This is a genomic window from Mycobacterium sp. RTGN6 (assembly GCF_033804605.1).
Taxonomy (GTDB): Bacteria; Actinomycetota; Actinomycetes; order Mycobacteriales; family Mycobacteriaceae; genus Mycobacterium.
In genome coordinates, this window is the sequence record NZ_JAPZKZ010000002.1 from 408142 (window position 1) to 428879 (window position 20738).

General features: G+C 66.8%; 17 protein-coding genes and 2 tRNA genes. 10 read left to right on the top strand and 9 right to left on the bottom strand.

Translation table 11 applies throughout. The features are described from left to right. The 7 genes from recF (at window position 1) to SLQ33_RS06260 (ending at window position 9082) form a co-directional block, all read left to right on the top strand. Window positions 1-1161, top strand: a complete 1161-nt coding sequence (gene recF, locus SLQ33_RS06230) for a DNA replication/repair protein RecF (RefSeq protein ID WP_319452928.1) — start codon at window positions 1-3, stop codon at window positions 1159-1161. Then, entirely contained in the window at window positions 1158-1712 is a 555-nt protein-coding gene (locus tag SLQ33_RS06235) for a DUF721 family protein (protein ID WP_319452929.1), read from the top strand. The genes recF and SLQ33_RS06235 overlap by 4 nt, the downstream gene beginning before the upstream one ends. Before the next feature lie 220 nt (window positions 1713-1932). After that, complete coding sequence (gene gyrB, locus SLQ33_RS06240; protein ID WP_319452930.1) at window positions 1933-3966, top strand: DNA topoisomerase (ATP-hydrolyzing) subunit B; 2034 nt, start codon at window positions 1933-1935, stop codon at window positions 3964-3966. Between the two features lie 36 nt (window positions 3967-4002). Continuing rightward, window positions 4003-7779 (top strand): intein-containing DNA gyrase subunit A, encoded by a 3777-nt coding sequence (gene gyrA, locus SLQ33_RS06245; RefSeq protein WP_319452931.1) that lies wholly within the window; start codon window positions 4003-4005, stop codon window positions 7777-7779. Between the two features lie 49 nt (window positions 7780-7828). After that, window positions 7829-8725: a DUF3566 domain-containing protein gene (locus SLQ33_RS06250; RefSeq protein WP_319452932.1), complete on the top strand. Its 897-nt coding sequence runs from the start codon at window positions 7829-7831 to the stop codon at window positions 8723-8725. 65 nt (window positions 8726-8790) lie between these two features. Beyond that, window positions 8791-8864, top strand: a tRNA-Ile gene (locus SLQ33_RS06255). A 145-nt stretch (window positions 8865-9009) separates the two neighbouring features. After that, window positions 9010-9082: transfer RNA gene (locus SLQ33_RS06260), tRNA-Ala, on the top strand. A gap of 108 nt (window positions 9083-9190) precedes the next feature. Here SLQ33_RS06260 and cwsA read toward each other — a convergent pair. Beyond that, window positions 9191-9628, bottom strand: a complete 438-nt coding sequence (gene cwsA / locus SLQ33_RS06265) for a cell wall synthesis protein CwsA (RefSeq protein ID WP_319452933.1) — start codon at window positions 9626-9628, stop codon at window positions 9191-9193. A gap of 48 nt (window positions 9629-9676) precedes the next feature. On the opposite strand from cwsA, the gene SLQ33_RS06270 reads away from it, so the two are divergent. Further along, entirely contained in the window at window positions 9677-10222 is a 546-nt protein-coding gene (locus tag SLQ33_RS06270; protein WP_319453272.1) for a peptidylprolyl isomerase, read from the top strand. A gap of 91 nt (window positions 10223-10313) precedes the next feature. Here SLQ33_RS06270 and SLQ33_RS06275 read toward each other — a convergent pair whose 3' ends face one another. Both SLQ33_RS06275 and crgA read right to left on the bottom strand, forming a co-directional pair. After that, window positions 10314-10739 (bottom strand): PH domain-containing protein, encoded by a 426-nt coding sequence (locus SLQ33_RS06275; RefSeq protein WP_319452934.1) that lies wholly within the window; start codon window positions 10737-10739, stop codon window positions 10314-10316. 155 nt (window positions 10740-10894) lie between these two features. Next, the gene (gene crgA, locus SLQ33_RS06280; protein ID WP_319452935.1) at window positions 10895-11179 is read right to left on the bottom strand and encodes a cell division protein CrgA; all 285 of its coding nucleotides are present in this window, start codon (window positions 11177-11179) and stop codon (window positions 10895-10897) included. 145 nt (window positions 11180-11324) lie between these two features. Here crgA and SLQ33_RS06285 point away from each other — a divergent pair, with 145 nt between their 5' ends. Further along, window positions 11325-12080, top strand: coding sequence for a DUF881 domain-containing protein (locus tag SLQ33_RS06285; protein ID WP_319452936.1), 756 nt, complete (start codon window positions 11325-11327; stop codon window positions 12078-12080). An 18-nt stretch (window positions 12081-12098) separates the two neighbouring features. Then, window positions 12099-12773: an aminodeoxychorismate/anthranilate synthase component II gene (locus SLQ33_RS06290; protein WP_319452937.1), complete on the top strand. Its 675-nt coding sequence runs from the start codon at window positions 12099-12101 to the stop codon at window positions 12771-12773. On the opposite strand, the gene pknB is transcribed toward SLQ33_RS06290, so the two are convergent. The 6 genes from pknB to SLQ33_RS06320 are packed head-to-tail and all read right to left on the bottom strand — an operon-like array spanning window position 12751 to window position 20731. Then, complete coding sequence (gene pknB, locus SLQ33_RS06295) at window positions 12751-14640, bottom strand: Stk1 family PASTA domain-containing Ser/Thr kinase (protein WP_319452938.1); 1890 nt, start codon at window positions 14638-14640, stop codon at window positions 12751-12753. The genes SLQ33_RS06290 and pknB overlap by 23 nt on opposite strands. Further along, a complete protein-coding gene (locus tag SLQ33_RS06300) occupies window positions 14637-15875 on the bottom strand; it encodes a protein kinase domain-containing protein (protein WP_319452939.1) in 1239 nt (412 codons plus the stop codon). The genes pknB and SLQ33_RS06300 overlap by 4 nt, the downstream gene beginning before the upstream one ends. After that, the gene (gene pbpA, locus SLQ33_RS06305) at window positions 15872-17347 is read right to left on the bottom strand and encodes a D,D-transpeptidase PbpA (protein ID WP_319452940.1); all 1476 of its coding nucleotides are present in this window, start codon (window positions 17345-17347) and stop codon (window positions 15872-15874) included. Before pbpA ends, SLQ33_RS06300 begins: the two co-directional genes overlap by 4 nt. Next, window positions 17344-18759 (bottom strand): FtsW/RodA/SpoVE family cell cycle protein, encoded by a 1416-nt coding sequence (locus SLQ33_RS06310; protein WP_319452941.1) that lies wholly within the window; start codon window positions 18757-18759, stop codon window positions 17344-17346. Before SLQ33_RS06310 ends, pbpA begins: the two co-directional genes overlap by 4 nt. Beyond that, window positions 18756-20267: a PP2C family protein-serine/threonine phosphatase gene (locus SLQ33_RS06315; RefSeq protein WP_319452942.1), complete on the bottom strand. Its 1512-nt coding sequence runs from the start codon at window positions 20265-20267 to the stop codon at window positions 18756-18758. Before SLQ33_RS06315 ends, SLQ33_RS06310 begins: the two co-directional genes overlap by 4 nt. Then, entirely contained in the window at window positions 20264-20731 is a 468-nt protein-coding gene (locus SLQ33_RS06320) for an FHA domain-containing protein FhaB (RefSeq protein ID WP_319452943.1), read from the bottom strand. Before SLQ33_RS06320 ends, SLQ33_RS06315 begins: the two co-directional genes overlap by 4 nt. Window positions 20732-20738: the final 7 nt, after the last annotated feature.

The following is a 20738-nucleotide window of genomic DNA, read 5'->3' on the forward strand; positions in this document are numbered from 1 at the left end:
TTGTACGTTCGCCATCTTGGGTTGACCGATTTCCGGTCGTGGCCACGCGTCGACGTGGAGCTCGAACCGGGCCGGACGGTCTTCATCGGACCCAATGGCTACGGTAAGACGAATCTCGTTGAAGCACTCTGGTATTCATCGACACTGGGCAGCCATCGAGTGGCGTCCGACGCGCCGCTGATTCGCGAGGGAGCCGAACGCGCCATCGTGTCGACCATCATCGTGAACGAGGGTCGCGAGCTGGCGGTGGACCTGGAGATCACGGCCGGACGGGCGAACAAGGCCCGGCTGAACCGCTCGCCGGTGCGCAGCGCAAGAGAAGTGCTCGGGGTGCTCACTGCGGTGCTGTTCGCGCCAGAGGACTTGGCGCTGGTGCGCGGTGATCCAAGTGAACGTCGGCGCTACCTGGATGAGCTCGCCACCACGCGCCGCCCCGCGGTCGCTGGGCTGCGCGCGGACTACGACAAGGTGCTCCGGCAACGCAGCGCGCTATTGAAAACTGCTGCGGGCGCACGTTATCGCGGAGACGCGGGAGCTCTGGAGACGCTCGACGTGTGGGATGGGCACCTCGCCGCCCAGGGCGCGCAGCTCATCGCGGCCCGGGTGAAACTCGTCAATGACCTGGCGCCGGAGGTAGAGAAGGCGTACCAATCGCTGGCGCCGGGCTCTCGTCCGGCGACCATCCGGTATCGCAGCGGCGTCGAGGCCGTCGAGCTCGAAGCCTCCAACGGCACCGTCTCCCCCGAACCGTTCGAGCACGCGCTGCTGGAGGAACTCGCCCGCCGGCGTTCCGCGGAGCTCGAACGCGGCGTGTGCCTGGTCGGACCACACCGTGACGACCTCGAACTGCGGCTCGGCGATCAACCCGCGAAAGGCTTTGCCAGCCATGGCGAATCGTGGTCGATGGCGCTGTCCTTGCGGCTGGCCGCGTACGAGCTGTTGCGTGCCGAAGGAAGCGACCCCGTGCTGTTGCTCGACGACGTGTTCGCGGAACTGGACACCGCGCGCCGACGAGCCCTGGTCGCTGCGGCGGAGTCCGCGGAGCAGGTCTTGGTGACGGCGGCCGTCGTCGATGACGTCCCAAACGACTGGGATGCGCGCAGAATGGAGATCGACATGCGCGAAGGTGATGCGGGCCGCTACTCGGAGGTGATCGGATGACGGACCACGACCCCGTGGAGCCGCCCGAGGGGCTGGCGCACCTCGCAGGCATGGACCTAGTGCGCAGAACCCTCGAGGAAGCGCGCGGTGCCGCGCGTACCCAGGGCAAGGAGGTCGGGCGCGGTCGCACGTCGCAACCACGCAAGCCATGGGCCAAGGGTCGGCGGCGGCGGTGGTCGGGTCCCGGACCGGACTCCCGCGATCCGCAGACGTTCGGGTCCGCGACGTCGGCGCTGGCACAGGAGCGCGGCTGGTCTACCAGAGTCGCCGAGGGTTCGGTGTTCGGCCAGTGGCAGACCGTCGTCGGAGAGCAGATCGCCGCGCACGCCGAGCCGGCGTCACTGCGCGACGGCGTGCTGACCATCGAGGCCGAATCCACGGCATGGGCGACGCAGCTCCGCATGGTGCAAGCGCAGGTTCTGGCGAAGATCGCCGCGGCGGTCGGGGACGGTGTCGTCACCTCGTTGCGGATCGTCGGTCCGGCGGCGCCGACGTGGCGCAAGGGCAAGCTGCACATCTCCGGGCGCGGCCCCCGAGACACCTACGGATAGGTGGTTTCCCTACCACTGGCTGAGAGCGCCGACAAGGGTTTATCCACAACTCTGAAGCGTCTGGACGCGCCGAACTTCGCGAAATTCGGCACACGGCGCAAATAGGTGTGTAGAAACGCCGCCTCAGAGTCAGTGGTGACAGTGTCTCCCGGTAGACTCGAAAGTGATCCGAGAGAGCCAGTTGCCTCTCGCCTGCGAACCCCAAGGAGACGCGTCCAACGTGGCTGCCCCGAAGAAGCGTGCTTCGAATGAGTACGACGCCGAATCGATCACCATTCTCGAAGGCCTGGAAGCCGTCCGGAAACGTCCAGGCATGTACATCGGGTCCACCGGAGAACGCGGTCTGCACCACCTCGTCTGGGAAGTCGTCGACAACGCGATCGACGAGGCGATGGCCGGCTACGCCACCAGGGTCGACGTCAAGATCATCGAAGACGGGAGCGTCCAGGTCACCGACGATGGCCGCGGCATCCCCGTCGCCATGCACTCCACCGGTGTCCCGACCGTCGACGTCGTGATGACGCAACTGCACGCGGGCGGCAAGTTCGGCGGAGAGAACAGCGGCTACAACGTCAGTGGCGGTCTTCACGGCGTCGGTGTCTCGGTCGTCAACGCGCTGTCTACCCGCCTAGAGGCGACGATCCTGCGGGACGGCTCCGAGTGGTTTCAGTACTACGACCGTTCGGTGCCCGGCACGTTGAAGCAGGGTGGGCCCACCAAGAAGACCGGCACCACCATCAGGTTCTGGGCCGACCCCGACATCTTTGAGACCACCGACTACGACTTCGAGACCGTCGCTCGTCGCCTGCAAGAGATGGCGTTCCTCAACAAGGGGCTGACCATCGACTTGATCGACGAACGCGTCAAGGCTGAAGACGTCGTCGACGAGGTCGTCAGCGACACGGCGGAAGCGCCGAAGTCCGCCGACGAGAAGGAAGCCGAGGCCAAGGGCCCGCACAAGGTTAAGCACCGGACCTTCCACTACCCGGGCGGCCTGGTCGACTACGTCAAGCACATCAACCGCACGAAGTCCCCGATCCAGCAGAGCATCATCGACTTCGACGGCAAGGGACCCGGCCATGAGGTCGAGATCGCGATGCAGTGGAACGCAGGCTATTCGGAGTCGGTGCACACCTTCGCGAACACCATCAACACCCACGAGGGTGGCACCCACGAAGAGGGCTTCCGCAGCGCGCTGACCACGGTGGTCAACAAGTACGCGAAAGACAAGAAACTCCTCAAGGAGAAGGACGCGAACCTCACTGGCGACGACATCCGCGAGGGCCTTGCTGCGGTGATCTCGGTCAAGGTCAGCGATCCACAGTTCGAGGGTCAGACCAAGACGAAGCTCGGCAACACCGAGGTGAAGTCGTTCGTGCAGAAGATCTGCAACGAGCAGCTGTCGCATTGGTTCGAGGCGAACCCCGCGGAGGCCAAGACGGTCGTCAACAAGGCGGTGTCTTCAGCGCAGGCGCGCATGGCCGCCCGGAAGGCGCGGGAGTTGGTGCGTCGCAAGAGCGCAACAGATATTGGCGGGCTGCCTGGCAAGCTCGCGGACTGCCGTTCCACCGACCCCCGCTTGTCGGAAGTGTATGTGGTGGAGGGTGATTCGGCCGGCGGCTCGGCGAAGAGCGGACGCGATTCGATGTACCAGGCCATCCTGCCGCTACGCGGGAAGATCATCAACGTGGAGAAGGCGCGCATCGACCGCGTGCTGAAGAACACCGAAGTCCAGGCCATCATCACCGCGCTCGGCACCGGCATCCATGACGAGTTCGACCTCACCAAGTTGAGGTATCACAAGATCGTGCTGATGGCCGACGCCGACGTCGACGGCCAGCACATCTCGACGCTGCTGCTGACGCTGCTATTCCGATTCATGAAGCCGCTCATCGAGAATGGGCACGTCTTCCTGGCACAGCCGCCGTTGTACAAGTTGAAGTGGCAGCGCTCCGAGCCGGAGTTCGCGTACTCCGACCGCGAGCGCGACGGTCTGCTCGAGGCCGGCAAGGCAGCGGGCCGAAGGATCAACACCGAGGATGGCATCCAGCGCTACAAGGGTCTCGGCGAGATGGACGCTAAGGAACTCTGGGAGACGACGATGGATCCGTCCGCACGGGTGCTGCGTCGAATCACGCTGGACGACGCGGCCGCCGCCGACGAACTGTTCTCCATCCTGATGGGCGAGGACGTCGAAGCACGACGCAGCTTCATCACCCGAAATGCTAAAGACGTTCGCTTCCTTGACGTTTAAGTGCCTGCATCCAAAGACGAATAGGGCTGACATACGATGACTGACACCACCCTGCCTCCTGGCGACGACGGCGCAACCACCGACCGCATCGAACCGGTTGACATCCAGCAGGAGATGCAGCGCAGCTACATCGACTACGCGATGAGCGTGATCGTGGGCCGCGCGCTGCCCGAGGTTCGTGACGGCCTCAAGCCCGTGCACCGCCGTGTGCTGTACGCGATGTACGACTCCGGCTTCCGTCCGGACCGTGGCCACGCGAAATCCGCACGCTCCGTTGCCGAGACGATGGGCAACTACCACCCGCACGGCGACTCGTCGATCTACGACACCCTGGTGCGCATGGCGCAGCCGTGGTCGCTGCGCTATCCGTTGGTAGACGGTCAGGGCAACTTCGGTTCGCCGGGCAACGATCCGCCGGCGGCCATGAGGTACTGCGTCACCGGTGATGCGTTGGTGCGCTTGCCATCCGGGCATTCGGTGCGTATTGCGGACATCGTTCCTGGCGCACGCCCTCAGTCGGACAACGTCGTCGACCTGAAGGTCCTCGATCGGCATGGGAACCCCGTCGTCGCCGATCGACTGTTCCATTCGGGCGAACATCAGACGTACAAGGTGACGACGGATGAGGGCTACGAGGTCACGGGAACAGCGAACCATCCGCTGCTGTGTCTCGTTGATGTCGCGGGCGTGCCGACTCTGCTCTGGAAGCTGATCGAGGAGATTCGCCCAGACGACCGGGTCGTCATCCAACGAACTCAGCCAGCGGAGTTCGGACCGGCGGACTGGTTTGAAACCTTCGAGGCATTGCTGCTGGGCGCGTTCATCAGCGAGGGATTCGTCTCCGAGTCGCGCGCCGGATTCAACAATCTCGACCGCGACTACTTCCATGTGGTGCTCGCAGCGTACGACGCGGTCGTCGGCGGCCCGCGCTACGTCTCGGAGCGAACTATCGCATCGGGATCCAGGCTGCTCGAACTGGACATACACAATCTGGATGCCTTGCGTAGGAGTCGGCTGGCCTGCCTCACGGGTCAGCGGTCCGCCGCGAAGGTGGTTCCGGACTGGATGTGGCATGCCGCCACAGTGGTGAAGCGCGCATTCCTGCAGTCACTGTTCGAGGGCGACGGGTCGTGTTCAGCGCTGCCCCGCAATACCATTCAAATCTCGTACTCAACGCGCAGCGGTCAGCTGGCCAGGGACGTCCAGCAGATGCTGCTGGAATTCGGCGTCATCTCCCGCCGCTACCTGCATGCAACGGGCGAACACAAAGTCGTCATTACCAATCGTGCACATGCGGAAGCGTTCTCGACGCAGATCGGATTCGGCGGCGCCAAGCAGGACAAGCTGAGAGAGATCCTCGGCGAGCTGCCGGAGATTGCCGCGGGCCTGGACGGCGACCACGTACCAGGTCTGGCGAACTTAATCCGCACCCGGGGCGGAGGGCGTTGGGTCGATAAGGAATGGCTGCAGAAACACAATGTCGACCGCGTGTCGCGTTGGCGGCGTAGCGGCACCGAGATCCTCGGACACATCACGGACGAAGACGTCCGGTCGATCGCGAGCGACCTCACAGACGGCCGCTTCTACTACGCGCGTGTAGCGAGCGTCAGCGACTCGGGTGTGCAACCGGTCTACAGCCTGCGTGTCGACACCGACGATCACTCGTTCATCACCAACGGATTCGTCAGCCACAACACAGAGGCGCGGCTCACTCCCCTGGCGATGGAAATGCTGCGCGAAATCGACGAGGAGACAGTCGATTTCATCCCGAACTACGACGGGCGCGTGCAGGAGCCGACGGTTCTGCCGAGCCGCTTCCCGAACCTGCTGGCCAACGGTTCGGGCGGCATCGCGGTCGGCATGGCCACCAACATGCCCCCGCACAACCTCCGTGAGCTCTCGGATGCGGTCTTCTGGTGCCTCGACAACTACGAGGCCGACGAAGAGGCCACGCTCGCGGCGGTCACCGAACGCGTGAAGGGACCCGACTTCCCGACCTACGGATTGATCGTCGGCTCGCAGGGGATCCACGACGCGTACACGACGGGTCGCGGTTCCATTCGCATGCGGGGCGTCGTCGTCATCGAGGAGGACGCGAGGGGCCGCACGCTTCTGGTCATCACCGAGCTCCCGTATCAGGTCAATCACGACAACTTCATCACCTCGATCGCCGATCAGGTCCGCGACGGAAAACTTGCGGGCATCGCGAACATCGAAGACCAGGGCAGTGACCGGGTCGGCATGCGCATCGTGGTCGAGATCAAGCGCGACGCCGTGGCGAAGGTGGTGCTGAACAACCTCTACAAGCACACGCAGCTGCAGACGAGCTTCGGCGCCAACATGCTCTCGATCGTCGACGGCGTTCCGCGCACCCTGCGGATCGACCAGCTGATCCGCCTGTACGTGGTCCACCAACTCGACGTCATCGTGCGACGCACCACCTATCGGTTGCGCAAGGCGAACGAGCGGGCGCACATCCTGCGCGGATTGGTCAAGGCGCTCGACGCCCTGGACGAGGTCATCGCGCTGATCCGGGCATCGCAGACCGTCGACATCGCCCGGGCTGGGCTGATCGAGATGCTCGACATCGATGACATCCAGGCGCAGGCGATCCTCGACATGCAGCTGCGGCGCCTCGCCGCCCTGGAACGGCAGCGCATCGTCGACGACCTCGCCAAGATCGAGGCCGAGATCGCCGACCTCGAGGACATCCTGGCCAAGCCCGAACGCCAGCGCGCCATCGTGCACGACGAGCTCGCGGAGCTGGTCGAGAAGTACGGCGACGACCGGCGCACCCGAATCATCCCGGCCGACGGCGACGTCGCCGACGAGGATCTGATCGCACGCGAAGAGGTGGTCGTCACGATCACCGAAACCGGCTACGCCAAGCGGACCAAGTCGGACCTCTATCGCAGTCAGAAGCGCGGCGGCAAGGGCGTCATGGGGGCGGGGCTGAAGCAGGACGACATCGTCAGGCACTTCTTCGTGTCCTCGACGCACGACTGGATCCTGTTCTTCACCACCCAGGGCCGGGTCTATCGCGCAAAGGCCTACGACCTGCCGGAGGCGTCTCGCACGGCCCGCGGGCAGCACGTCGCGAACCTGCTGGCCTTCCAGCCGGAGGAGCGCATCGCTCAGGTCATCCAGATCAAGACCTACGAGGACGCGCCATACCTGGTGCTGGCCACCAAGAACGGTCTGGTCAAGAAGTCCAAGCTGACGGACTTCGACTCCAACCGCTCGGGCGGCATCGTCGCGGTGAACCTGCGCGACGGCGACGAACTGGTCGGGGCGGTGCTGTGCTCGGCGGAGGAGGACCTGCTGCTGGTGTCGGCGAAGGGTCAGTCGATCCGGTTCTCGGCCACCGACGAGGCGCTGCGGCCGATGGGTCGGGCCACCTCGGGCGTTCAGGGCATGCGGTTCAACGAGGAAGACCAACTGCTCTCGCTGAACGTCGTCCAGGAGGGCACGTATCTGCTGGTCGCGACGTCGGGGGGCTACTCGAAGCGCACCGCGATCGAGGAGTACACGGTCCAGGGCCGCGGCGGCAAGGGCATCCTCACGATCCAGTACGACCGCAAACGTGGCACTCTGGTCGGAGCGTTGATCGTCGACGACGACACGGAGCTCTACGCCATCACTTCCGGTGGGGGTGTCATCCGGACCAGGGCACGTCAGGTGCGCAAGGCCGGACGGCAGACCAAGGGGGTGCGCTTGATGAACTTGGGCGAGGGCGACACACTGATTGCCGTTGCACGCAACGCTGACGAGGACGCCGCCGAGGATGACGGCGACGAGTCAGATGCGACGTAGTGCGACGCAGGCTGCCGACCGGCAGTCAGCCTGAGCTAAGGAGCCGTAGGTGAGTTCACCGAACGAGCCGGGACCCCCTCGTCCGGGTGACGGTCCCGGCGGCACCAACGGTTCGGGCAGCGGACCGGTGGACGTGCCGGGCGCCTCGCGATCGGGCCCCGAGCACGGCGACGTGCCACCGTGGCAGCGGGGCGCGCCTCGCACCCGGCCTCCGCAGCGCACTCAGGACGGTCCACCGCCGAGTGAGAGCGGGCGCACCGGCGCCTCGGCAGGGCACTCCCCCGCCGTCGACGCACGCATCAACCGGTTCATCTCGGGTGGCCCGGCCGGTCAAGGTGGTCCCTCGGGGCCGAGCGCGCCCACGCGGGAACCCGCTCCCCTGCGGGAACCCGAGGCGGCGCCGCTACCCGCGACGCGCGCCGAGCCCGTCCGTCCCGAGGTCTACGCCAGCGAGCTACCCGACCTGTCCGGACCGAGTGCCCGTCCGGCGCAACGAAGCAAGCCGGGCGGCGAACGCACCACCCCGGAGCCCGCGACCCGGCCGCCTGCGCCGTCGCGCGCGTCGGCGGGCAGAGCTCAGCAGGGACCGGTGCGGGCCAGCATGCAGGTGCGGCGGTTCGACCCGTGGAGCGTGCTGAAGGTCTCGCTGGTGTTGTCGGTGGCGCTGTTCTTCGTCTGGATGATCGCCGTCGCGTTCCTCTACCTCGTGCTCGGCGGCATGGGGGTGTGGAGCAAGCTCAATAGCAACGTCGGCGACCTACTCACCAGCGCGAGCGGCAGCGGTGGCGAGTTGGTGTCCAGCACCACGATCTTCGGCGGCGCGGCGCTGATCGGACTCGTCAACATCGTGCTGCTGACGGCGATGGCGACGTGCGGCGCGTTCATCTACAACCTCTCGACCGACCTCGTCGGCGGCATCGAGGTCACTCTCGCCGACCGGGACTGACATCCGCGGTTTGGGTCGATGGGCGGCGTTACGGTAATCTCGTCGCTCGGCCCGGTTGCGATTACGGGCCTGTAGCTCAGGTGGTTAGAGCGCTTCGCTGATAACGAAGAGGTCGGAGGTTCGAGTCCTCCCAGGCCCACGGTTTGCCTTTCGAGGAAGGTGTGCAGTGAGGCTGTTCGTTGTGCTGGCCGTACTCGTGGCGGGCTTGCTGATCATCCGATCGCGCAACCGCGTCGAGGTCTGGCACGTGGCCGCGGATCAGCCCAGCTGACCACCACCCCAAAGGGGCCTTAGCTCAGTTGGTAGAGCGCTGCCTTTGCAAGGCAGATGTCAGGAGTTCGAATCTCCTAGGCTCCACAAGATAATTCAGATCGCGCAGGCCTCCGGCCCCACTGCGCCGAAGGTACGGTTGTTGTACAGATCGCGCGAGAACAGTTGCAAACAAGCGTACTTTCGGCGAGCGCCTCAGGGCTTCGGCGACACCTCGACACTGGGCGGAAGCGGCGACGGGTCCGGCTGCGTCGACCGGCGGATGATGGAGAACGCGACTGCGCCGAGCCCGAGCACCGCGACGCCGGCTGCGACAAGCACCAGCGGACGCGGGAACCGCTTGGTCCGGCGGGCTTCCTTCAACGTCTGCGGAAGATTCGACACGACCTCCTGGGCCGCCGCGAGCTCGGCGCCGACGACCTCCTGCGCCGCGGCGAGGTCCTCGCGCAGCTGGCGTGCGATGCGCCCCCGCCGGTACCGATTGCCCACCCAGGCCGCCGACGAGTACGCGGAACCAAGTCCGATGCCGAGTGTTCCCCTCGTCACGTCGACCGGGCCGACGGTGGAGTACTTCAGGCCGCGGGCCAGCCGCTCTCTTGGCGTCAACCGGTCGGCCTTCGTCTTCGCACTCATGTCGACAACACTATTCGGTGGGGGTCGGGCACGGCCATGAACTCCGAAATGGCACACTGGTTTCCCGTGACGAGCCCCATTCAGACAGCGACCGCGACCCTGCACACCAACCGCGGCGACATCAAGATCGCGCTCTTCGGCAATCACGCGCCGAAGACGGTCGACAACTTCGTCGGCCTGGCCCAGGGCACCAAGGACTACTCCACCGAGAACGCGACCGGCAGCACGTCGGGTCCGTTCTACGACGGCGCGATCTTCCACCGCGTCATCGAGGGGTTCATGCTCCAGGGCGGCGACCCCACCGGCACCGGCCGCGGCGGCCCGGGTTACCAATTCGCCGACGAGTTCCACCCCGAACTGGTCTTCGACAAGCCGTACCTGCTGGCGATGGCCAACGCCGGGCCGGGCACCAACGGCTCGCAGTTCTTCATCACGGTCGGCAAGACGCCGCACCTGAACCGCAAGCACACCATCTTCGGTGAGGTCGTCGACGCCGACTCGCAGAAGGTCGTCGACGCCATCGGCGCCACGCCCACGGGACCGGGCGACCGCCCGACCGAGCCGGTCGTCATCGAATCGATCACGATCTCCTAGGGCCACCTGCTCTGCGCGCGAGCGTGCGCAGAGTCGGAGTTTTTCGCGGCGTGTCGGGGACAAACACGCGCGCTTGCGCCAAAGGTGGGTGTCAGCGGGCCTGGCGGCCTGCGTAGCCTGCCTCGGTCAGTGCATCGAGCACGTCGAGCGGGTCGGTACCCAGATCCCATCGGGTGAACACGATTAGCCGGTCGTCCGCGGTGTCGATTTCGAGCAACCGCACCTTGCGTGCGAGCCGCCGAAATTCGGTGATGCGAATGCTCGTGATGTCGTCCTGCGTCAGCAGCTGCGTGCGGAACCAGCCGCCTACCTGAAGGCCGGCGTCGGTAATTGCCAGTTTCGGCCGCGCGCGCCAAGACCCGGTTGCAAACACGAACAGCCCGACGGCGGCAATGCCTAGCAGAATCCGACCGGGGGCGTCTGTGACGGCGATCACAGCCGCCGTAGCCATGCTTATGGAGATTGCTGCGCAAGCCACGATACCGAAGGTCCTGGGACTCCACTGTGTTTGCTGCATTGGTCCTGGGCGCCGTCTACGCGTGCCGGATGGGGTTATCCACAGGTGCTATCCCCAATGGGGATGAATCACAACGATGTGATTGGGTGACGAACAGGTTGCGGAACGGGAAACGCGTCGGATCGAATTTGAATTCATCTCGACCGTCAGTACGGTCACCGCCACCGCATCGTGAGCAACAGGCCAGTAATCATGAAGGCAAACGCGATCGCGTAGTTCCACTGCGCCAGGTTGGCCATCCAGGCCAGGAAACTGGGAGCGTCCACAGGATTGGTGGCGGCCAACTGGTACACGAGCAGCCACAACAACCCGATCAGCATCAAGCCGATGAAGAGCACGACGAACCACTGTGCCGACGGCCCCGCCTTGACCTTGACCGGCGTCCGGCTCACCGGGTTGATGGTGAAGTCGTTCTTCTTGCGAACCTTGGACTTGGGCATGGGTACCTTCGCGGCCGGTCGGCGCTACTTCCGACACCGGTGCGAGGACCGGCAGCTCAGTGCGACGATGATGCAGATGCAACGAACAGCCTAACCCAGCGCACCGCCTGACTCCGAAATCGCGAGGCCCCGGAAGGAGGAGTCGATGCCGAGCCTCCGCACGAAGCGCTCCGCGTGGCGCTTCGGCGTCCCGGCGGTCTGCTTGTGCGCCGGGCTGCTGCTCGGCACCACCCACGCCGTCTCGGGCGGCGACGAGATCCGGCGCAGCGATGCGCCTCGGCTCGTCGATCTGGTTCGGGAGGCGCAGGGGTCCGTCGACCGGCTGTCGGGTCAGCGGGACACCCTGGTCGCGGAGCTCGACACGCACCACGGGGGCTCGCCCGCTGCCGCCGCCGCGCTCAGCCTGATCACCGAACGCGCCGACGTGCTGGCCGTCGACGCCGGGCTCGACCCGATGCGCGGGCCGGGTCTGGTGGTGTCCCTCAACGACGCGCAGCGCGACGCGGAGGGCCGCTTCCCCCGCGATGCCGCCCCGGACGACCTCGTCGTGCACCAGCAGGACGTGCAGGCGGTGCTGAACGCGTTGTGGACTGCCGGCGCCGAGGGCATCCAGATGCAGGACCAGCGCATCATCGCCACGTCTGCGCCGCGATGTGTCGGCAACACGCTGCTGCTCAACGGCCGCACTTACAGTCCGCCGTACGTCATCACCGCGATCGGCGACGTGGCGGCCATGCAGACGGCGTTGTCGGCGGCGCCGTTGGTGACGTTGTACAAGCAGTACGTGGTGCGCTTCGGGCTGGGCTACACCGAGGAGCCGAAGGCTCAGGTCGACCTGGTGGGGCATCCAGCGCCACTGCGGCTGCGCTTCGCCAAGCCGTCGGGTCCGCTGGGCTACTGAGCCAAGTAGCCTGATCGGATGCGAGTTCTCGTCGTCGACAACTACGACAGCTTCGTGTTCAACCTGGTCCAGTACCTGGGCCAGCTCGGTGTGAATGCGGAAGTCTGGCGCAACGACGACGCACGCCTCTCGACGGCGTCCGACGTGGACGCCGCGGCGGCGCAGTTCGACGGGATCCTGTTGAGCCCCGGTCCCGGGACTCCTGAGCGAGCGGGCGCGTCCATCCCGCTGGTGCGGGCCTGCGCCGCGAGCGCCACTCCCCTGCTCGGAGTCTGCCTCGGGCACCAGGCGATCGGCGTGGCGTTCGGAGGCACGGTCGACCGCGCCCCCGAACTGCTGCACGGCAAGACGAGCAGCGTGCATCACACGAATCTTGGTGTGCTGAAAGGCCTTCCAGACCCGTTCACGGCTACGCGGTACCACTCGCTGACCATCCTGCCCGAGACGATGCCCGCCGAGCTCGAGGTCACCGCGCGTACCGAAGGCGGCGTCATCATGGGGGTGCAGCACAGGGCGCTGCCGATCCACGGGGTGCAGTTCCACCCCGAGTCGATACTCACCGAGGGCGGCCACCGCATGCTGGCCAATTGGCTCGGCTTCTGTGGAGCCGCGCCGGCCGAACAGCTGGTGAGCCTGCTCGAGCGCGAGGTCGCCGATACGGTGGCGGCGGCTACTGCGCGAAGCTCAGCGTGATGGTGCCGTCGACCCTGATCGGGGTGCCGGCCGCCGGGTCCTGAATCACCACGGCGTTGGTCGGCTGGCCACTGTTCTGCGCGTTGGGCCCTTTGATGAAGTTCGGACCGTTGTTCTGCCAGCCGAGCGACTGCAGATATGGGAACGCGTCGTCCCAGAAGCGGCCTCGCAGGTCGGGCATCGTGAACTGGTTGCCCCGCGACACCTGCACCTGAATCGGCGTGTCCACCGGGACCGTCTCCCCCGCCGCCGGCACCGTGCCCACCACTTGACCCTGAGTGCCCCTGAGCCCGTCGACCTGGACGATGATCGGCGGCGCTTTGAACTCATTGCCGCTGAGAATCTTCTGAGCGTCCTCGGGGCTCAGACCCTTCACGTCGGGAACGGGCTTCTTGTCGGGCCCGCTACCCACCACGATCGTGATGCGGTTGGTGATCGCCGTGGTCGAGTTGGCCGGCGGGTTGGTGTCGATCACCTTGCCCGTCTGCTCGGGAAGGGACGGCGATACCGCCTGCGTGACATTCTCGAACCCGGCGTCCTTGAGCTTCTCTGCTGCCTGCGCAGGGGTGTAGGACTTCAGGTCGGGAATCTCGGCCTGCCGAGGCCCCGACGAAACCGTAATGGTGATCTCGTCGCCGGCGGCCACCGACGAGTTGGCGGAGGGGTCGGTGCCGATGACGCGACCAACGGCGACCTTGGAGTTCGCCTCCTCGCGGGTGGTGATCTTGAATCCGCGATTCTGCAGCGCCGCGATGGCGTCGTCCTGGGTCTGGTTCGCGACGTCCGGCACCTGCTGGTCACGCGGATTGGCGCCGATCGTGTTGATCCCAACGGCCACGACGACGGTCAGGATGGCCAGGATCGCGACGCCGATGAGCCAACGGCCGACCGATGCGCGGCGGTCTGGCTCGTCGCTGGCTGGGCGGTGCGCCGGGATGTGCTCGGTGGGCGCCGCGCGGCCTGAAGGTGTGGGCGCCATGAACGAGGTGCGTTCGGCTTCCGTGAGCACCTTCGGTGCGTCAGGTGCTTCGCCGCTGTGGACGCGGATCAAGTCGGCGCGCATGTCGGCGGCGCTCTGGTACCGGTTCTCCGGGTTCTTGGCCAGGGCCTTGAGCACCACGGCGTCGAGCTCCGGTGAGATGCCACCATGCTTCGACGACGGCGAGGTGGGGTCTTCCCGAACGTGTTGGTACGCCACGGCGACCGGCGAATCGCCGACGAAAGGTGGCTGCCCAGTGAGGATTTCGTACAACACGCAGCCAAGCGAGTAGACGTCGGAGCGGGCGTCGACCGTCTCGCCGCGGGCCTGTTCCGGCGAGAGGTATTGCGCGGTGCCAATGACCGCCGCAGTCTGGGTGACGCTGTTGCCCGCATCGGCGAGCGCCTTGGCGATGCCGAAGTCCATGACCTTCACGGCGCCGCCCTTGCTGATCATGATGTTGGCGGGCTTGACGTCGCGGTGGATGGTGCCGTGCTGGTGGGAGAAGTTCAGCGCCTGGCAGGCGTCGGCGATGACCTCGATTGCCCGGCGCGGCTCCATGGGCCCGTCGGTGTGCACGATGTCGCGCAGCGTGATGCCGTCGACGTACTCCATGACGATGTAGGGCAGCGGCCCGGTGGCCGTCTCGGCCTCGCCGGTGTCGTACACGGCGACGATCGCCGGGTGGTTCAGCGCGGCGGCGTTCTGCGCCTCCCGGCGAAACCGCAAGTAGAAACTCGGATCTCGGGCCAGGTCGGCGCGCAGCACCTTGACCGCGACGTCTCGGTGCAGCCTCACGTCGCGCGCGAGGTGAACTTCGGACATGCCGCCAAACCCAAGAATCTCGCCGAGTTCGTAGCGGTCGGACAGGTGTTGGGGGGTGGTCATGGGGAGTTCTGTTCCAGGGCCGGCAGCGCGCCGGGCGTCGCGGGCGGTTCGCTCGCCGGCGGCGAGGGCGAGGGCAGCACCGTCGTACTGGTGATGGTCGACGGCTGTTGCTTCTGCTTGTCGCGCTCGTCCTGTGCGTTGAGCAGGATCATGATCGTGATGATCAACGCGAGCGCGCCGAGCACGCCCGCTGCCCACAACAAGGCGCGCTGGCCCTGGGAGAACGTGCGACGCGGCGCCGGAGGTGGGGTGCGATGGGTGCCGCCCACCGGACGCGGCCGGGACTGCGGGACGGGCGGGCGGGGCGCGTAGTTCGCGGCCGGGCGCTGCACCGTCGACGGGATCGCGGCCGGCGTGGCCCGTCCGCCGATGGTCGGCGCCTGGTTGGGGCGCGGCGGCCGACGCCCTGATCGCACTGCGGCCACCGCGTCGGCGAACGCGCCACCGGTCCGGTACCGAAGCCCGGGCTCCTTCTGCAGAGCGATCTCGATGAGCTCACGCACGTTCGGCGGCACGTTGCCCGGCAAGGCGGGCGGCTGCTCCTTGATGTGCTTCATCGCGACGGTCAGCGCGCCGTCGCCGGTGAACGGCCGTCGACCCGAAACCGATTCGTAGCCAACGACTCCCAGCGAATAGACGTCGCTGGCCGCGGTCGCGTCACGGCCGAGCGCCTGCTCCGGGGCGATGTACTGGGCGGTGCCCATCACCATGCCCGTCTGCGTGACGGGGGCGGCGTCGACGGCCTTGGCGATGCCGAAGTCGGTGAGCTTCACCTGGCCCGTCGGGGTGATCAGGATGTTGCCGGGCTTCACGTCGCGATGCACCAGCCCCGCGTTGTGGGCGACCTGCAGCGCACGGCCCGTCTGCTCGAGCATGTCAAGGGCGTGCCGCAGCGACAGGCTGCCGGTGCGCTTGAGCACGGTGTTCAGCGGCTCGCCGTTGATCATCTCCATGACCAGGTAGGCGGTGCGGCCCTCGCCGTCGAGGTCGGTCTCGCCGTAGTCGTACACGCTGGCGATGCCGGGGTGGTTGAGCATCGCGACCGTGCGGGCCTCGGCCCGGAAACGTTCGATGAACTCGGGGTCCGACGAGAACTCGGCCTTCAGCACCTTGACCGCGACCTGACGACCCAGCCGGGTGTCCAGACCCTCCCAGACCTGACCCATTCCGCCCGTGGCGATGTGCCGTTGCAGCCGGTAGCGGTCGGACAGCGTCACTCCGACGCGCGTGCTCATGATCCCTCCCGCAACGCCGCGGCAATCGTGGCCCGTCCGATCGGCGCGGCCAGCGCGCCGCCGGTGGCGGACAGTCGGTCGCCCCCATTCTCCACTAGGACCGCGACGGCCACCTTGGGTGCCTTGGCGGGGGCGAATGCGATGTACCACGCGTGGGGCGGGGTGTTGCGTGGATCGGTGCCGTGTTCGGCCGTGCCCGTCTTGGATGCGATCTGCACGCCGGAGATGGCGCCCTTCTGCTGCGTCACCGCCTCCGCGTCAATCATCAGACCCGTAAGTGTAGTTGCGACCTGCGAAGACACCGCACGGCGGAGCTCGTGCGGGCTGGTCGTGCTGATGTTGGAGAGGTCGGGTCCCTTGAGGTCCTCGACGAGGTAGGGCTGCATCGTCACGCCGCCGTTGGCGATGGTCGCCGCGATCAGTGCATTTTGCAGCGGCGTGAGCGCCACGTCCTTCTGGCCGATGCTCGACATCCCAAGGGCGGCACCGTCGTCGATGGGTCCGAGGGTCGACTCGGCCACCTGCAGGGGCGTCGGGGGCAGCGGGCTGTCGATTCCGAAGGCCTGCGCGGTGCTGCGTAGGGCGTCGGCGCCGGTGTCGATGCCGAGCTCGACGAACGCGGTGTTGCAAGACTTCGCGAAAGCGTCGTGCAGCGTCGTCGTCGGGCCACTGCCGCACGACGACCCGCCGTAGTTCTCGAGCGTCGCCGTGCTGTCCGGCAGGACCACCCGCGCGGCCGCGGTGACCGGGGTACTCGGGGTGGCGCCGGCCTGCAGGGCCGCGGCGGTGGTGATGACCTTGAACGTGGAACCCGGCGGGTAGGTCTCGGAGATGGCGCGGTTGACCAGTGGCGAGTTGGGATCGTCGCGCAGCTGTTGCCACGCCGCCGACTGCGTCGAACCATCATGGGAGGCAAGCAGATTGGGGTCGAACGACGGCGACGACACCATCGCAAGAATCTTGCCGGTGGATGGTTCCAGCGCCACGACGGCGCCCTTGCACGGACCGTTGCAGCCCGTCTGCATCGCATCCCACGCCGCCTGCTGCACCGGCGGCTTGATGGTGGTGGCCACGTTGCCGCCGCGGGGGTCGCGCCCGGTGAAGAAGTCCGCCAGCCTGCGCCCGAACAGCCGTTCGTCGGAGCCGTTGAGGATGGTGTCCTCGGCGCGCTCCAGCCCGGTGCTCGAATACTGCAGGGAGTAGAAGCCGGTCACCGGGGCGAACACCTCGGGGTTCTGGTACACCCGCAGAAACCGGAAGTGGCCGTTGGTCGACGTCGAGTACGCCAGCAGCTGACCGCCCGCGGTGATCTGCCCGCGTTGCCGCGAGTACTCGTCGAGCAGGACGCGCTGATTGCGCGGATCGGACCGCAGCCCATCGGCGGTGAAGACCTGAGTGAGGGTGGCGTTGGCGAGCAGCAGCACGATCAGGCCCATGATCGCGACGGCGATGCGACGCAGTGAGGTGTTCATACCTTCTGGATCACCTCCGTGCTCGCGCTGGCGATCGGGGTGGCGTTGACGGGCTTGGTGGTGATTGGACGCCGTGCGGCGTGCGAGATGTGCAGCAGGATCGCCAACAATACGTAGTTGGCGAGCAACGACGATCCGCCGTAGGACATCCACGGCGTGGTCAACCCGGTCAGTGGGATGAGCTTGGTGACTCCGCCCACGACGATGAACAACTGGATCGCCAAGGTCGACGCGAGCCCCGCGGCCAGTAGCTTGCCGAAGCTGTCGCGGACCGCGATGGCGGTGCGCAGCCCACGGATGATGACGATCGTGTAGAGCATGAGCACGCCTGCGAAGCCGACGAGGCCGAGCTCCTCACCGATCGCGGCGATGATGAAGTCGGTGGACGCCGCGGGCACCGTTCCGGGCTGGCCGTTGCCGAGGCCCGTGCCGAAGATGCCGCCGGTGGCGAAGCTGAACAACGACTGCACCATCTGGTAGCCGGTGCCGTCGGGGTCGGCGAACGGGTCGAGCCAGTTCTGGACTCGGGTCTGGACGTGGCCGAAGACTTGGTACGCCGCAACGCTTCCCACGGCGAACAGCGTCAATCCGATGAACACCCAGCTGAGCCGGTCGGTCGCCACGTAGACCAGCACCAGGAACGACGCATACAGCAGCAGCGACGTACCGAGGTCCTTCTCGAACACCATGACGCCGATCGACGCGATCCACGCGACGAGCAACGGCGCGAGGTCGCGAGGCCGGGGTAGGTCCATTCCGAACACGTGCTTGCCCGCGCTGGTGAACAGGCTGCGCTTGGTCACCAGCACCGAGGCGAAGAAGATCAATAGAAGAATCTTCGACACCTCTGCGGGCTGAATCGAGAAGCCGGGCAAGCGAATCCAGATCTTCGCGCCGTACGACTCGGATATCGAGCTGGGCAGTACCGCCGGGATGACGAGAAGCACCAGGCCCGTCAGCCCGCACACGTAGCCGTACCGGGCCAGTACGCGGTGGTCCTTGAGGAACACGATGACGAGGGAGAACACCACCACCCCGACGAGCGTCCACAGCGTCTGCTGGTTGGCGTTGGGTCCGCCATCGGCACCCGCGGCGATGGGCCCCGCCGCGAGGTCCAGACGATGAATCATCACCAGCCCCAAACCATTCAGCAGCGCAACGACCGGCAGCAGCAGCGGGTCGGCGTACGGCGCGAAGCGGCGAACCGCGAGGTGGGCGCCGCCGAACAGGGCGAGGTACGCGAGCGCGTACTGCGCCAGGTCCCAGCTGAGCCCCTGCTCCTGGTTGGCCTCGACGATGAGCAACGCGACCGTGGTGATCACCGCGGCGAACCCGAGCAGGAAAAGTTCGGCATTGCGGCGGTTGGGCAGCGGCGGCGCAACGGCAACCGCGGCTTGCGGTTGCGTGCTCATGACGCCGCCCGGCAGTTAGTGCCCGGCTCCTGCGGTGGTGGAGACAGCGACGTCCCGGTGGGAGCCGGCGGGGTCGTCGGTGACGAGGCCGGCGGCGCGGGTGAGGTGACCGTGGTGGGCGGCTCGGGTGAAGTGACCGTCGTCGGCACTTCGGGGTTGACGGATTCCGTTGGGTCGCCGGAGGGTTCGGGCGTCGGGGCCGGCGGCGGCGGTGGTGTCGTGGTGGTGGTCGTGGCGGGCGCGGGCGGCAGGCAGACGGGCAACAGCGACGAGCGGCCGAGCTCGCGGAGCTGGCCCATCGCGTCGTCGACGCTGCCCGCGGGCAGGCCCGCCGTCACTTGCGCCCGTTCCGATTCCCGGAGGTCGGCGACCTCGAGGCGCTGGCAGTCTCCGCGTTGGTCGTCGACGCCGATGATCCGCAGCTCGTTGCGCGCATCGAGGCAGCCCAGTCGGAACGGCTGCTGCAGTGGCATGCCGAGAAAGCTGCCCTGGACGCCGCGCATGATGTAGACGGCTCCGTCGTGCTCGGCGACGTAGTAGTTGCTCCGGACGACGAGGCTGCCCACCCCGAGCCCGACGATCACCAGCAGCGCGAGCAACAGTGCCACGAAGAAGATCCTGCGGCGCGAACGCGGTTTGCGTTCGGGCGGTGGGGGTTCGGTGGCAGGACGCTTGATGGGCTCGGTGCGGCGCGGGTTGAACGCCGACGCGCGCCCGGCGGCCGTGTCGGGTGGCGGGGCATCGTCGTCACCGGAGACGGCGCCCGCGAGGATCGGCTGGGTCTGGCCCATCCCGTAGTCGACGACGTCGGCCACCACCACGGTGACGTTGTCCGGCCCGCCCCCGCGCAACGCCAATTCGATGAGCCTGTCGGCACTTTCGGCGACGTCGGAGATCTGGAGCGCGTCCAGGATGGTCTCGTGGCTGACGGGGTCGGACAGCCCGTCCGAGCACAGCAGGTAGCGATCGCCGACGTGGGCCTCGCGCATGATCAGCGTCGGCTCGACCTCGTGGCCCGTCAGCGCACGCATGATCAACGACCGCTGCGGGTGGCTGTGCGCCTCCTCCGCGGTGATGCGGCCCTCGTCGACCAGCGTCTGGACGAAGGTGTCGTCCTTGGTGATCTGGGCGAGCTCACCGTCGCGGAGCAGGTAGCCGCGGGAGTCGCCGATGTGAACCAGCCCAAGTCGGTTGCCCGCGAACAGGATCGCGGTGAGCGTGGTACCCATGCCCTCGAGCTCGGGATCCGCTTCGACGTGCGCGGCGATCGCGGAGTTGCCTTGGTGCACGGCGGAGTTGAGCTCGCTGAGCAGGTCGCCGCCGGGCTCGTCGTCGTCGAGATGGGCGAGCGCGGCGATCACCAGCTGCGACGCCACCTCGCCCGCGGCGTGGCCACCCATGCCGTCGGCCAGCGCGAGCAGCCGGGCACCGGCATACACCGAGTCCTCATTGTTGGCTCGGACCAGACCGCGGTCGCTGCGCGCCGCGTAACGGAGGGCGAGGGTCACGGGCGCAGCTCGATTACCGTCTTGCCGATTCGCACCGGCGTTCCCATCGGAACCCTTACCGCCGTCGTCACCTTCGCCCTGTCAAGGTATGTACCGTTGGTCGATCCTAGGTCCTCGACGTACCATTCGGACCCCCGAGGCGACAGCCGGGCGTGCCGTGTCGAGGCGTAGTCGTCGGTGAGCACCAGAGTCGAGTCGTCGGCGCGGCCGATGAGCACCTGCTGGGTCCCCAGCGTGATGCGCGTACCGGTCAACGCGCCCTCGGTGACGATCAGCTGGCGTACGACCCCACGGCGCTGCCGGCTGGGCAGCAGGGTGCCCCGCAGGGCGAGTCCGCGGCGCATCATCACCGCGCCGGTGGGGGCGTAGATGTCGGTTCGCAAGATCCGTAGCACCGACCAGATGAACAGCCACAGGAGCAAAAGGAATCCGACGCGCGTCAGCTGCAGCACTAACCCCTGCATCCGACGT